Raw genomic sequence first — 14,377 nt, 5'->3', positions numbered from 1 at the left:
CTCCCGTGGGTGCGCATGCAGTCAGAATCAGGCATCCTCCCGCCATGAGCCCTGCCATCGTTCGCCGGCGAATCGACATTCCACGTTCCTCCACCTAGACGAATGATCCGCAGGTCAATCACTGACCATGGCTGTTGCAGTGAAGTTTACGTAGCCACCGGCCGAGAGCACTGTATTTGTTCCGCTGATTGGGGGAGTGGCGGCGAATTTGCCGAGGATCGCCCACGGTCGGGCGCCAGCAGGTTTTCGTACAAAGCCTTCCTGCGAGGCTAGGGTGGATCGACATCTGAACGCATGAACCAAGGGCTTGGGCCCGATCGAGGCTTTCCGCATATCGAATTCACGTCACATTTACGTCATATTCAGCCCTGCAGATATTTTTCTGGATCTCCCCGAACTGGGGTATCAAGCGGGTGTCAGGCTCCCGGACGTTGCGCAGGAGGGACAATCAGCCGAGAAAGTACCCAAGCCTAGAATAAGTTTTTCTGATTCACCAGCATTGAATGAGTTGCAAAGGCTAATCCTTGACGTCGCTTCAACGGCAATCTTCGGATTGGGCAATGATGTGGTTTACGGTGCGCGGGCTGCGGGAGCCTTCTCGGAGTTTTCATTTTCTGAGGATCAAGGTTGCGAGTTTCGCGGCAGGGAAATTGTCGAGTGATCCACGTCGCACGAGAGGTGCCTCGTGGTGTTGTATGTCACCTGTGATGAAACTAAGGCAGACAACGACACGGCAGCCGACGGCGCAACGAAGCACCGTCCCCGCTCCGGAAACAGCAGGCAACGCAACGGATCACAAGCTCAAGCGACAACTCAGCAGTCGGCATCTGCAGATGATCGCCATTGGCGGCTCCATCGGCACCGGGCTGTTCGTGGCCTCCGGCGGCACCATCGCCCAGGCCGGACCGGGAGGGGCGCTCGTCGCCTATGCCGCCGTGGGACTCATGGTGTACCTGCTCATGCAGTCGCTGGGGGAGATGACCGCAAAGATCCCGGTGGCAGGTTCCTTCCAGACCTATGCCACCCGTTTCGTCTCCCCGTCCTTCGGGTTCGCCATCGGCTGGAACTACTGGTTCAACTGGGCCATCACCGTGGCGGCCGAGTTGGTGGCAGCGGGAATCGTCATGAGTTTCTGGCTGCCTGACGTCCCCGGCTGGGTCTGGGCCGGAGGGTTCCTCTTCGTGCTGACCGCGCTGAACGCCCTGTCCGCCAAGGCCTTCGGTGAAGGCGAGTTCTGGCTCGCGCTGATCAAGGTCGTCACCGTCATCGCATTCCTGGTGGCCGGCGTCCTGATGATCTTCGGCATCCTGGGCGACCATGCCGACCCGCTCGCCAATTGGCGGGAAGGCCAAGACGTCTTCCATGGGGGATGGATTTCCATCATGGCCGTGTTCATGATCGCCGGGTTCTCCTTCCAGGGCACTGAGCTGGTCGGTGTCGCGGCCGGCGAAGCCAAGGATCCCCGCCGTGAAATCCCGAAAGCCATCCGCAGCGTGTTCTGGCGCGTCATGCTCTTCTATATCGGCGCCATCTTCATCATCGGCTGCCTGATCCCGTTCACCGACCCGAGCCTGCTCTCAAGCGGCGAAGCTGACGTGGCGTCCTCGCCATTCACCATGGTCTTCGAGCGTGCCGGCATCGCCTTCGCGGCAGCCGCGATGAACGCCGTCATCCTCACCGCAATCCTCTCCGCCGGAAACTCCGGACTCTACGCCTCGACCCGCATGCTCTACGCCATGGCCCACGACGGCAAGGCTCCGAAGATCTTCGGCCGCACCAACTCCCGTGGTGTGCCCATGGCCGCATTGTTCGCCACCGCTGGTGTGGGACTCTTCGGATTCCTCACCGCGCTGATCGGACAGGGCGCGGCGTATGCCTGGCTGCTCAACGTCTCGGGCCTGTGCGGCTTCATCGTCTGGGTGGGCATCGCGGTGTCCCACTACCGCTTCCGCCGTGGCTATCTGGCGCAGGGATACGACGTGTCGGACCTGCCCTACCGTGCCCCGTTCTTCCCGTTGGGACCGTTGCTCGCTTTCGTGATGCTCATTGCCGTCATTGCGGGACAGAACTACGAGGCGGTGCTCGCCGGACGCGGCCTGGAAGTGCTCTCCGCCTACATCGGCCTGCCGCTCTTCCTGGGGCTCTGGCTGATCCACAGGCTCGTGACCAAATCAAGGGTCGTCCCATTGATGAAGATGGATCTGTCCGCTCCGGAAGACATCGAGGAATCGGCCAAGGTGCGCTCTGCGCGAACCGTGGCGGGGAACTAGTGCGTTCGTTAGCACTCGCCTTGACCGAGTGCTAATAATCGTCCTAAAGTCATGTGTGGGTGGCATGCCGTTGGCATGTCACACCGCCTGACTGGATACCACCAACTGGCACCGCGACGACGGTTGGTCCAATGCCAGTAGGGCGCACCCCTACACCATTGGTTCATACACGAAAAGGAGAGACCATGTCTGTCTCCATCAAGCCGCTCGAAGACCGCATTGTCATCAAGCAGGTCGAAGCCGTGACCACCACCGCTTCGGGCCTGGTTATTCCGGACTCCGCCAAGGAAAAGCCGCAGGAAGGCACCGTTGTCGCAGTAGGCCCAGGCCGCATCGACGACAACGGCAACCGCATTCCGCTGGACGTAGCCGAAGGCGACGTAGTCCTGTACTCGAAGTACGGCGGAACCGAGGTCAAGGTCGGCAACGAGGAGTACCTGGTGCTCTCGGCTCGCGACGTTCTGGCAGTCGTCGTAAAGTAACGCCAACCTCGCGGCATCCACTAGCCATCCACCGTCACGGCGCTCGCCGGACGTGGGGGAGAAGCTACGCGGATGCAGCCGAACTTTCAGGAGTCAATGCATGGCTAAGCAGCTAGCATTCAACGAGGAAGCACGCCGTGCCCTCGAAGCGGGCATCGACAAGCTCGCAAACACCGTGAAGGTCACCCTCGGCCCACGCGGCCGCAACGTGGTGCTCGCCAAAACCTGGGGCGCCCCGACCATCACCAACGACGGTGTCACCATTGCCCGTGACATCGATCTGGAAGATCCATACGAGAACCTCGGCGCACAGCTGGCCAAGGAAGTCGCCACCAAGACCAACGACGTTGCAGGCGATGGCACCACCACCGCCACCGTCCTGGCCCAGGCACTGGTCAAGGAAGGCCTGAAGAACGTGGCCGCCGGGGCCGCGCCTGGCGATGTCCGCAAGGGCATCGAGCTGGCCACAGAGATCGTCTCCGAGCGCCTGGCCGCCAACGCCGTGGCCGTGGAGGACAAGGTCGCCAACGTGGCGGCCATCTCCGCGCAGTCGGATGAAATCGGCGACCTGCTGGCCGAGGCCTTCAAGACCGTGGGCACCGACGGTGTCATCACGATCGAGGAATCCTCCACCACCGCCACCGAGCTGGTCCTCACCGAGGGCATGCAGTTCGACAAGGGCTACCTGTCCCCGCAGTTCATCACCGATGCAGAGCGCCAGGAAGCTGTCCTGGAAGACGCACTGGTGCTGATCAACCCGGGCAAGATCTCCACCGTGGCGGAATTCCTGCCGCTGCTGGAAAAGGTCCTGGAAGCCAAGAAGCCGCTGCTGATCATCGCCGAGGACGTCGAGGGCGAAGCCCTGTCCACCCTGGTGGTCAACAAGCTGCGCGGCCTGCTGAACGTGGTAGCCGTCAAGGCTCCGGGCTTCGGCGACCGCCGCAAGGCCATGATGCAGGATCTGGCGATCCTCACCGGTGCCCAGGTGGTTACCCCTGAGCTGGGTCTGTCGTTGGACCAGGTCGGCACCGAGGTGCTCGGCTCGGCCCGCCGCGTGACCATCACCAAGGATTCGACCACCATCGTTGACGGTGCCGGAACCGAGGAAGACGTCCAGGACCGCGTGGCCCAGCTGAAGGCCGAACTGTCCCGCACCGATTCGGAATGGGACCGCGAGAAGCTCTCCGAGCGCCTGGCCAAGCTGGCCGGCGGCATCGGCGTCATCAAGGTCGGCGCGTCGACCGAGGTGGAACTGAAGGAACGCAAGCACCGCATCGAGGACGCCGTGTCCTCCACCCGTGCAGCGCTGGAGGAGGGCATCGTGGCCGGCGGCGGTACCGCCCTGGTCGACGCCCTGTCCGCACTGGATGAGGATGCCCGCGCCACCGCCGCCGAAGGCGACGTGGCAGCAGGCGTGGCCATCGTCCGCCGCGCACTGGTGCAGCCGCTGTTCTGGATCGCCACCAACGCCGGCTTCGACGGCTCTGTGGTGGCCTCCAAGGTCGCCGAATCCGGCGCCAACGAGGGCTTCAACGCCAAGACCGGCGTCTACGAGAACCTGCTTTCCGCAGGCGTCATCGACCCGGTCAAGGTCACCCGCTCGGCGCTGCGCAACGCAGCTTCGATCGCAGCCCTGGTGCTGACCACCGAAACCCTCGTGGCTGACAAGCCAGCCGAGGAAGAGGAAGCAGCACACAGCCACTAGGCTTCTGCCTGGCAGCTGATGCCGCCGCGGAACCGAGTCTCGACTCGGATCCGCGGCGGCATTCGTGCATTAATGGAACACATACTTCGACCACATACCCCGACTAAGCGATGGGAGCGCCCGCCATATGCGGCACCACCGCAATGAAGAGCCCGGCCCACCCCGGCTGCGGCGGTTCAACACCACACGCGCGGCCCGCAAGTGGATTGTCGCCGCAATGGTGTTCGGCATGGCGTTGCTGGTCGCCGGAATCGCGGCAGCCTTCCACCAGGACAACCTGTACCTCGCGGGCCTCATGAAGCACTCAACAACGGTGAGTGCAACGGTACTGTCCCAGGACGTGGACGACTGCTCAGTGCAGGTGAAACTCAACGGCGGCGAACACACCGCGCAAACCAGCTGCACGGATCAGCTGTACAAGCCGGTGTCCGAGGTCCAGCTCGTTGCCGATCCGCGGATGCCGGCAGCTGACCCGTATTACTACCACCTATACAGCTCACCTATGCAATTGGAAGAAGACGCGGAAACCGACTGGATGCTCGGAGCTTTCTTCGTGCTCATGCTGGCCGGAGGCACGTGGGCTATCGGCTACCAGTTCATGCTCAAACCAGACCGACCTGCCCACGTGCTACGCCAACTGGGCGTCAAACCGGCCCCGGGCCGTTTCGAACGCCTGGTATTGGCTTTGCAGCATGCGCCGCGCAAGGCCCGCTACACGCTGATCCTGGTGTGCCTGGTGGTGTCCGTTGCCTCAGCGGCGGCGTTCATCGTGAGCGATGCGCAGGACGCGCGCGCCGCGCAAGACGCCGTCAGCACGCAACCGCACATCACCGCGACGCTGGCAGCCCACGAGATCACCGGGCGCTCCGGAGAGCCGGCCAAGGTTGACGTGGGCGACCGGCGGATGGCACTGAGCTGGAACACGGTAGGGCAGAAATCCATGGAACTGGGTGATGAGCTGCTCGTAGTCATCGATCCCAGATACAAGGACATTGCCATCCCTGTTGATTTCGCGCAGGGTCCCGACAACTCGTCGGGAGCTCGACTGGGTAATATGCTGTTTGCCTTTTTCCCCGGCGCTCTTCTAATGGGCCTTGCCTTCAGGGTTCTTGCCAGCAGGAGTCCATTCTCCGCATTCGAGCCGGTTCAATTGGATGAGGATGACCAGACTCACCCACTCTGAGCGAAAAGTTCATGCCCGTGTGAGAGCCGAACCAACGTCTACAACCAAGCAAAATGGCAGGTTCCCCGCTTGGCAAGGGTGCTCCCTCTTCTCGTCCTGCAGCTCCAAGCAGCGACGTACAGTTGCGGAAACCTATTCCAAAATTTCGCCGACACCGAGAAGGTTTACTTGCCCGACACGGACTACGTGCAAGTAGCGATCCGGCGCTTCTCGCTCTGCTGTTTCCCGACTGCAATAAAGAGCTTCGGGAATCGGCGACTCCATGACTCCGTAGATGGGATTTCCGTTGGCATCCATGTCATACGGCAACAAAGTGGTATGGGTAAGATACAGGATCTCGGCTTCTGTCATGGCGCTATCGCCAGCATCCTGTACCCTTCGCGCTTCCCAACTGACTTCAGCGTCCGGATACATCTCTTGAAGTGCATAGCAGTTACGCTCGTTGGCCATGACCGCAATGATTGGTTCTATGTACTCCAGAGACGCAAACGGGCTGCGTTGCTTAGCGTAGACGACATAGACCTTCGATTTGTCCCGGGAATCCGGGACATGAAGCATCTTGAGTCTTGCTACAAGCTTGGTGAGAGACGGCATTGAACACCCTTCTGTACGGAAGCGTACCCATCGTCAAAATAAATCTTGCCATAGCAAAAATGGTGCCGAAAGTACTGATTGACCAGTTGGCTGTCTTCAACGTTGTCCAACAAGTTCATGGTGCCGAGCTTCGAAGACAGCGGAGAATCAGGTTCCTTCACACGTCCTAACGGAACACGTTCTAGACGAACCAGCCACGGTTTTCGCCAGCCGACTAAGCCAGGCGCAACCCTGCGATGCCAAGCCCCAACGATGAATTAATCGGGTGTTACCAGATGGATCTAACCCGGCGGCAGCCTGCGCCATCCTAGGCATTTCGTCTCTGCGGCCCGCGTCTCGGTCGCTGTAGTCGGATGAAAGGAGCTAGTGAAGGGACTACCAATTTGTCGTGCAACGCAAGCTTGAGGAATCAGTTCAAATGGAATACAAATTCCTGATTGCTAGGATCGAATGATGTTCGGAAAGGGCTGAGGCCGCAGAACCGGACCCGCCCTGTCCCCGAGGAAAGCACCACTTCGTGTCGTTGACGATCACCCCCGCCGGGAAAGCTGAATCCAAACCCGGATTCAGGACCGACCTGCAGGGACTGCGCGCCCTGGCGGTGCTGCTCGTGATGGTCTACCACATCTGGTTCTCGCGGGTTTCCGGGGGAGTGGACATCTTCCTGATGCTCTCGGCCTTCTTCCTCACCGCCTCGGTTTCCAAACGGATCAGCCGCGGTGAACGGCCCCGGGTGCTGAACCAATGGGCCCACCGCTTCTCCCGGCTCGTGCCGCAGGCCGCCGTAGTGGTGCTCGCGGTGGTGATCGGTTCATGGGTGCTGCTGCCCAGCAACCGCTGGCCGCAGCTGATCGACCAGTCTTTCGCCTCGCTGTTCTACAAGCAGAACTGGTACCTGGCCGAGAATCAGGTCGACTACTACGCCTTCAACACAGCGGCCTCCTCGCCGCTGCAGCACTTCTGGTCGCTGTCCGTCCAAGGGCAGGTCTTCATCCTCTGGCCACTGATCCTCGCGGCCTGCGCTCTTGTCTGGAAGCTGTTCTTCTCGAGGCGAAACTTCGCCTGGGTCGCCGGCACCGCCTTCGGGCTCATCTTCGCCGGATCCCTGGCCTTCTCGATCCACCTGACCGCCGCCAACCAGCAGGTTGCCTACTTCCATACCGGCGCTCGGCTGTGGGAATTCGCGCTGGGATCCCTGCTGGCGCTCGCCCTGCCGTGGCTTTCCGCGCTGCCGGAGAAGCTGCGCCGGATTGGCGGCTGGACGGGCCTGTCCACGATCATCTCCTGCGGCGCACTGCTGGACGTGCAGGGCCAATTCCCCGGCTACATCGCGCTGGTCCCGACCTTGGGTGCGGCGCTGGTCATCATGGCCCCTTCCGCCCGAAGTTGGTCCAACCCCTCGGGGCTGCTGTCGCTGCCTCCGCTGCGCAAGCTGGGGGACCTGTCCTACGGCATGTACCTGTGGCACTGGCCGCTGCTGGTGTTCTACCTGACGCTCAGCGGCTCGAGCCGCGCGGGCATCCTTCCCGGAGCGCTGCTGATCATCGCGTCCATCGCCATGTCCTGGTGCACCACACGCTGGGTGGAGAAGCCGCTGTCCGCGCGGCAGGTGGCCGCGGACTTCGGCGGCCTGCTCGCAGGACGCCAAGCCCAGCTGGCCTCCGGCGTGCTGGTTGCGGTGATCGGGGTGGGCATCGTCAGCGTCCCGGTGCTCGCCTGGGAAGGCAACGTCGAGTACCGCCGCACCGTGGCCGCCGCGCAGGCCCCTGAGGAGACGCCCGGGGCCACTGCCAGCGAGGACTGGGATCCGTCGCCGGCGGCGCTGACCCTGCCGCTGGCCACCGACCTGGACGGCGAATGGCAGAACCCGGGGCAGGAGTGCTCCGGGGCGCAGGATCCCGAGGACCCGCGCATCACCTTCTGCCGGCAGGGCGGCAACTTCGGCGCGGGGGAGCCGGTGCTGGTGATGCTGGGTGATTCGCACATGCAGCACTGGTCCGAGGCCGGAGCACGGATGATGGAGGGCTCCGGCGGCAGCTGGATCCTGCTGCACCACCCGGGCTGCCGCTACGGCTCCGAGACGGCGCGCTCCGAACCCGAGTGCGCTTCCTTCCAGGACGCGGCCCAGGAATACGTCACAGCGCTGGCCCCCACCTGGGTTATGGCCAACGCCAGCATGACCGTGCAGGGCTACGACGAGGACCTGCGCACCCCGGGGGAGCAGGAAGCCCTGGTGGACGGGTTCGACCAGGCGATCTTCCCGTTCCTCGCCGCGGGCAGCAAGGTGGTCGCGGTGCGCGACACCCCGCGCTACGAATACCTCATCCCCGAATGCGTGGACTCGGCCAAGTCGGACCCCTCGCGCTGCGATGGGCTGGCCTCCGAGCTGCTGAACGAGACCAACCCGGTGGAGAAGTGGCTGGACTCCGCCGACTACGGCAACACGGTGATCTCCCTGGACCTGACCCCGGTGCTCTGCCCTCAGGGCGTGTGCAAGGCGGTCATCGGCAACGTGCTGACCTATCTGGACAATTCGCACCTGTCCAAGATGTTCGTGGACAGCGCCGCGGACGAGTTCGCCACCGCCTTCCGCGCGGCCACCGGATTCAAAAACTAGTCGCGGCCCGGCATCCGACACACTTCGGTGCTGATCTGCGCTTATGACGCCACCGCGGCATGAGCTTGGACACAGTGGCGCGAGCGGGAATCACGCAAAGGGCAAAAGGGTTCTAACATATAAGCAACCTCCGCTTTCGCCCCGAAAGGTTCATACGTGACTGAGTTCAACCCCTTTGCCTTTGAAGGACTCACCTACGACGACGTGCTGCTGCTGCCTGGCCCAACGGATGTGATCCCGTCCAACGCCGACACCACCACCCGCTTCACCAAGCGCATCAACATCCAGGTGCCGATCAGCTCGGCCGCCATGGACACCGTCACCGAGGCTCCGATGGCAATCGCGTTGGCCCGCCAGGGCGGCATCGGCGTGATCCACCGCAACCTTTCCATCGCGGACCAGGCCAAGCAGGTCGACCAGGTCAAGCGCTCCGAGTCGGGCATGATCACCGACCCGGTCACCGTGCACCCGGGCGCCACCCTGGCCGACTGGGACGATCTGTGCGCGCAGTACCGCGTCTCCGGCCTGCCGGTGGTTGACGAGAACAACAAGCTGCTGGGCATCATCACCAACCGCGACACCCGCTTCGTGCCGCGCGAGCAGTACCTGACCACCAAGGTCTACGAGGTGATGACCGGCATGCCGTTGATCACCGCCAAGGACGGCGTCTCCCGCGAGACCGTCATCGAGCTGCTCTCCAAGAACCGCATCGAGAAGCTCCCGCTGGTCGACGACGAAGGCAAGCTGACCGGCCTGATCACCGTCAAGGACTTCGACAAGGCCGAGCAGTACCCGCTGGCCACCAAGGACGAGGACGGCCGCCTGCGCGTAGCCGCCGCCGTGGGCTTCTTCGGCGAAGGCTACGAGCGCGCCATGACCCTGATCGACGCCGGCGTCGACGCGCTGGTCGTGGACACCGCCAACGGCCACTCCAAGGGCGTGCTGGAAATGATCGCCCGCCTGAAGAAGGATCCCGCCGCGGCGCACGTCGACGTCATCGGCGGCCAGGCTGCCACCTTCGAGGGCGCCAAGGCGCTGATCGACGCCGGCGCCGACGCCATCAAGGTCGGCGTGGGCCCGGGCTCCATCTGCACCACCCGCATCGTCGCCGGCGTGGGCGTCCCGCAGGTCACCGCCATCTACGAGGCAGCCAAGGCAGCTATCCCGGCCGGCGTGCCGCTGATCGCCGACGGCGGCCTGCAGCACTCGGGCGACATCGGCAAGGCGCTGGTGGCCGGCGCCGACTCGGTCATGCTCGGTTCCCTGCTGGCAGGCACCGCAGAGTCCCCGGGCGACCTGGTCTTCATGGGTGGCAAGCAGTTCAAGGCCTACCGCGGCATGGGCTCGCTGGGCGCCATGGAAACCCGCGGCAAGAACACTTCCTACTCCAAGGACCGCTACTTCCAGTCGGACGTGCCGTCCAACGAGAAGCTGATCCCGGAAGGCATCGAAGGCCAGGTTCCGTACCGCGGCCCGCTGTCCGCCGTGGTGCACCAGCTGGTCGGCGGACTGCGCCAGACCATGTTCTACGTGGGCGGCCCGACCATCGAGGAGCTGAAGGCGCGCGGCAAGTTCGTCCGCATCACCGCCGCCGGCCTGAAGGAATCGCACCCGCACGACATCATGATGACCGTCGAGGCCCCGAACTACCGTTCACGCTAGAATCCCCAGGCCAAACCCCGTCCCAGCCCGCCCATCCGGCGCGCAGGGGCGGGGTTTTCCCGTGCCCGGGCGCCGCCGCCGGATTCGCGGCCAACGCACGGGTCCACATGCCGCGCACGGACTTATCATGGGATGCACGACGCCCTGGCCTACTGCCGGTTCCGCCCCGAAACCCCGACCCCGGCCCGCAGAAAGTGGAGGGTGCGCCATGAGCGACACCGAGGAAACCATCGTCCACTACGCCTCCGGAAACGTGCGCGAGGCCATGTTCGCCGCGCTGCGCGCCGCCGGACACGACCCGGCCCGGCTGCGCGCCGAGGACACCAACGAAGCCGACCACCTCCACCTGGGCGGGAAGCACACCACCGCCTGGATCGCCGACACCCTGGCGCTCGACGACGGCGCGCGCCTGCTGGATGTCGGCAGCGGCATGGGCGGGCCGGCTCGCTACTTCGCCGGCCGCGGCGCGACCGTCACCGGGGTGGACGTCACCGCGGAGTTCGTCGACCTGGCCACCGAATTGAACCGCGCCTGCGGGCTCGACGGCGCCGTCACCATGCTCAACCGGCCTGGCCAGGACACCGGGCTGCCCGAGGGCTCCTTCGATGCCGCGCTGATGCTGCACGTGGGCATGAACATCGCCGACAAGGCCCCGGTGTTCGCCGAGGTCTTCCGGCTGCTGCGCCCCGGCGGCGTTTTCGGCGTCTACGACCTGATGGGCACCAACGAGCTGACCTTCCCGATGCCATGGTCCATCACCAGGGAATGCTCCCACGTGGAATCGGAAACCGCCTACCGCGGCTACCTGGAAGGCGCAGGGTTCGATGTGCAGCGCAGCATGGAGCACCGCGACGAGGTGCTCGCCCGGGCAGCGCTGATGCTGCAGCAGGGCGGCGCCCCGCTTTCCGGAGCGCTGATCCTGGGCGAGGACGTGGTGCTGCGACGGCAGCATTCCATCGAAGCGGTCCGCGACCGGCAGGTCACCCCGACGCTGCTCATCTCGCGCAAGCCGGAATAGCGCGCTCAGTGCGGCCGCCCGTCGCGGGGGAGCGGCACTGCTTGCCCGGGACGGATGCGCCCGGGGATCAGCGTGCGGCACCCTGCCTCGCGCGACGGCGCAGCCAGCCGCGGCACAGCATGAAGACCAGCGCCCCCAGCCCGGTGCCGAGGGTATTGGCCACCAAATCCCTGGCCGAGGGCACCCGGTCAGGGAGCAGGAGCAGCTGCCCGGTTTCGATCATCACGGAGACCCCGAGTCCGCAGAGCACCGCCAGCCACGGCCAGCGCAGCCACCACGAGGCCAGCAGGCCCAACGGCATGAAGTACAGGATATTCGCGCCGAATTCGATCTCGCCGTAGCCGAACCACTGCGGCACGCCGATCCGGTGCAGCTGCTCGATGAACGCGAACAGCCACGGCCCCGCTTCGGCATCCACGGGTCTCGGCCAGAATGCCACCAGCACCAGCGCGATGGCGTAAGCCACCGCTGCGACCAAGGCCCACCGGGCCGAACGGTTCTTCACTCCAACTACCCCCAAGAAGTTGCGCAAACGCATCTGTCCGCAATTTTAGTCTGGTTCGAGACCGCAAGACCTGCATGACCGGCACGCGTGTATCGCCAGTGACTGCCTGTGTTTCGCGGCGACTAAGGAGCGACGTCGACGTCCGACCTTCCCCGGGCCCAAAGAATTCTTTTCCGGCACTTCTCCACAATCCGCACCCCACCCACCACCAGCCAGCTCACCCGGGCGTTCACTGGAGCCATGAACACCACCGCACTGGCCCAAGGCCTCACCAGCCTGCACCACGTACTGAACCAGGTACGTCCCGCGCCCGGTGCCGCCCTGCCCGAACTATCAGGCACCCAGCTGCGGGACCTGGCCACCAGCCTGCTGGACACCTTCGCCGCCCTGCGCGAAACCCTCTCCGATACCACCGATCCCCGCCTGGCCCTGGAACTGGCGACCACCGCCCAGCAGCTCGGCTTCGAAGCGACCCGCATGGATTTGGTCGCCGCCGAACGCACTGCCGCCACCGCCGCCCACACCCTGGCCCAAAGCGAACTGGACGCCCTGCGCGAGCACCCCGCCGACACCACCAGCACCCCGGTGCGCGCCTCCGGACGCGCCTGCTACCGCAACCCCGAAGAACTGCTGGCCGCGTGGACCCGCACCCCCTACTGGCACACCCACCGCCTCATCCTGGATTCCATGGACTTGGTGGGGCGCAAGGACTTCACCGGGGCCCGGGTTGCCCCGCGCTTCGAGCACCTGGCCGCCCTGCTCTTCGAGTCCGGGGTGGATCCGACGGTGGTGCGGCAGGCCAGCCGGAAACTGGCCAAGGTCGAACCCGAAGACCGCACCTTCGAAGGCACCGCCACCAGTCCGACCCTGTTGCATGCCGATGGGCGCACCGTGGAGGAACACGCCGCCCACGTCCTGGCCGAGGAGTTCATTCCGTTCGCGGCGGTGAAGAAGATCGCCTGCCTGATTCTGGAGGCCATCAACCGGTCCGGGCCAATCCCGCCGGCCTCGCTGCGCCGTGGCGTGTTCCCGTTGCCGATCCGCAGCCCGCACTTCCGCGAGTTTTTGGTGCGGACTTCCACGGCGGAGGGGGCGTGGGTGGATGCGTTGATCGCGGCGGCGAACAAGGCCAGCACCCGTGCCGGGCAGGCCGCGCGGAGGAACCCGGCCTCGGCGAACCCGAACCGGGGGCCGGGCTCAGGCGGGCCGGTGGCGGGGGCGTCGTTTTTCAAGGACCCGGCCGATAATCCGAACCAGCCCACGGGGCAGGACCCGCAGCCGCAGGCGGATGCCGCCACCGAGAGCGAAACCACCGGGACCGAAGCCACCAGCGCCGGGGCTACCGGAGTTACCGGGGCCGGTCCCGAGGGGGAAGGCGGCTGGTCGATCCAGGACCTGCTGCCCGAAGGATCCGAGCAGCTGCGCTGGGACGATGACGAGTTGTTCATCCCCGAAGCGACCCCGCCCGAACGCGCGTTGAACGCGTTGCTGGAGATCCTGCTGGACGCCACCGGCGAGGACCCGCCCGGAACCGCCTTCGGGGACGGCGGTCCGGGCCAGGGATCCCTCTTCGATTCCGACCCCGCGAACGCCGACGAGGACAGCGCCGGCAAGGCCGGCTGGGCCGAGGACGGGGAGGAGTGCTCCGCCGGGGAGCCCGACAGATCCCCGCCACAGCGCAAGCGCAAGCGGTTGCGGCCGGTGGTCATCGCCCACCTGCAGCTGAACGACCTGCAGGATCTGGCGTCCTCGACGGCGCAGACCGGGCACGGGGTGGATCTGCCGCCGGCGGCGTTGCGGCAGCTGCTGTGCCAGGCGGATCTGATCCCGGCGGTGTTCAACACGGACGGGGTGCTGCTGGACTTCGGGCGGACCAAACGCTTCGTGCCCGAGGTGCTGCAGCGTGCGGTGCTGGCCAGGGACCGGTACTGCCTGGTGCCCGGGTGCACCGCGACGGTGGAGCAGCTGGAATTCCACCACACCGACCCGTACGCCTTGGGCGGGGAAACGAACTTGGACAAGATCGCTCCGGGGTGCAAGAACCACCACATCGAGTTCGACCATGAGGTGATCAAGATCGTGTGGGTGAAGGGCCTGCCGTGGGTGCTGCTGCCCAAGGACAGGGATCCGGCGCAGCGGTTGCGCAGGAATTACAGTCCACCGGGCGTCCCGACCAGCATCCCGCTACCGGATTGACGAGCATTCGGTTTTCTTTCCGCGCGCAGTTGCCAATCCCACGTGCCCCGACCGGTCGCCAAACCTGATCTGACACGTAGAATTATTCGATGGCGGCGCGAGGTGCGCGTGCGGGGTCCCTCCCGCCACGGCGCCGCAGGACGGA

11 protein-coding genes are annotated in these 14,377 nt (G+C 64.8%); 9 read left to right on the top strand and 2 right to left on the bottom strand.

The window, feature by feature from the left end; translation table 11 throughout:
* The first annotated feature begins 307 nt into the window (after positions 1-307).
* The 5 genes from ACTX90_RS12075 (at position 308) to ACTX90_RS12055 (ending at position 5,640) form a co-directional block, all read left to right on the top strand.
* Complete coding sequence (locus ACTX90_RS12075) at positions 308-661, top strand: hypothetical protein (RefSeq protein WP_443442155.1); 354 nt, start codon at positions 308-310, stop codon at positions 659-661.
* Between the two features lie 172 nt (positions 662-833).
* On the top strand, positions 834-2,270 hold the full coding sequence (locus tag ACTX90_RS12070; RefSeq protein ID WP_443442154.1) for an amino acid permease: 1,437 nt from the start codon (positions 834-836) through the stop codon (positions 2,268-2,270).
* Between the two features lie 185 nt (positions 2,271-2,455).
* Positions 2,456-2,752: a co-chaperone GroES gene (gene groES, locus ACTX90_RS12065; RefSeq protein ID WP_013349608.1), complete on the top strand. Its 297-nt coding sequence runs from the start codon at positions 2,456-2,458 to the stop codon at positions 2,750-2,752.
* Between the two features lie 100 nt (positions 2,753-2,852).
* On the top strand, positions 2,853-4,457 hold the full coding sequence (groL, locus tag ACTX90_RS12060; RefSeq protein WP_047119634.1) for a chaperonin GroEL: 1,605 nt from the start codon (positions 2,853-2,855) through the stop codon (positions 4,455-4,457).
* A gap of 127 nt (positions 4,458-4,584) precedes the next feature.
* The gene (locus ACTX90_RS12055) at positions 4,585-5,640 is read left to right on the top strand and encodes a hypothetical protein (protein ID WP_443442153.1); all 1,056 of its coding nucleotides are present in this window, start codon (positions 4,585-4,587) and stop codon (positions 5,638-5,640) included.
* A gap of 132 nt (positions 5,641-5,772) precedes the next feature.
* Here the strand turns inward: ACTX90_RS12055 and ACTX90_RS12050 are convergent, their stop codons facing one another.
* Complete coding sequence (locus ACTX90_RS12050) at positions 5,773-6,234, bottom strand: hypothetical protein (protein ID WP_082123940.1); 462 nt, start codon at positions 6,232-6,234, stop codon at positions 5,773-5,775.
* Between the two features lie 517 nt (positions 6,235-6,751).
* Between ACTX90_RS12050 and ACTX90_RS12045 the strand changes: the two genes are divergently transcribed.
* The 3 genes from ACTX90_RS12045 to ACTX90_RS12035 all read left to right on the top strand — a co-directional run bounded on the left by ACTX90_RS12045 (position 6,752) and on the right by ACTX90_RS12035 (position 11,531).
* Complete coding sequence (locus ACTX90_RS12045) at positions 6,752-8,851, top strand: acyltransferase family protein (RefSeq protein ID WP_424573090.1); 2,100 nt, start codon at positions 6,752-6,754, stop codon at positions 8,849-8,851.
* Between the two features lie 156 nt (positions 8,852-9,007).
* A complete protein-coding gene (guaB, locus tag ACTX90_RS12040; protein WP_047119630.1) occupies positions 9,008-10,513 on the top strand; it encodes an IMP dehydrogenase in 1,506 nt (501 codons plus the stop codon).
* Positions 10,514-10,721: 208 nt separating this feature from the next.
* Positions 10,722-11,531, top strand: coding sequence for a class I SAM-dependent methyltransferase (locus tag ACTX90_RS12035; RefSeq protein WP_052772429.1), 810 nt, complete (start codon positions 10,722-10,724; stop codon positions 11,529-11,531).
* A gap of 67 nt (positions 11,532-11,598) precedes the next feature.
* Here the strand turns inward: ACTX90_RS12035 and ACTX90_RS12030 are convergent, their stop codons facing one another.
* The gene (locus tag ACTX90_RS12030; protein WP_443442152.1) at positions 11,599-12,069 is read right to left on the bottom strand and encodes a VanZ family protein; all 471 of its coding nucleotides are present in this window, start codon (positions 12,067-12,069) and stop codon (positions 11,599-11,601) included.
* 207 nt (positions 12,070-12,276) lie between these two features.
* Between ACTX90_RS12030 and ACTX90_RS12025 the strand changes: the two genes are divergently transcribed.
* Complete coding sequence (locus tag ACTX90_RS12025) at positions 12,277-14,232, top strand: HNH endonuclease signature motif containing protein (protein ID WP_443442151.1); 1,956 nt, start codon at positions 12,277-12,279, stop codon at positions 14,230-14,232.
* Positions 14,233-14,377: the final 145 nt, after the last annotated feature.

It is taken from the genome of Glutamicibacter soli, assembly GCF_052322135.1.
Lineage (GTDB): Bacteria > Actinomycetota > Actinomycetes > Actinomycetales > Micrococcaceae > Glutamicibacter > Glutamicibacter soli.
Note: the sequence above shows the minus strand (reverse complement) of the source record. Positions and strands in the feature narration are given on the sequence as shown.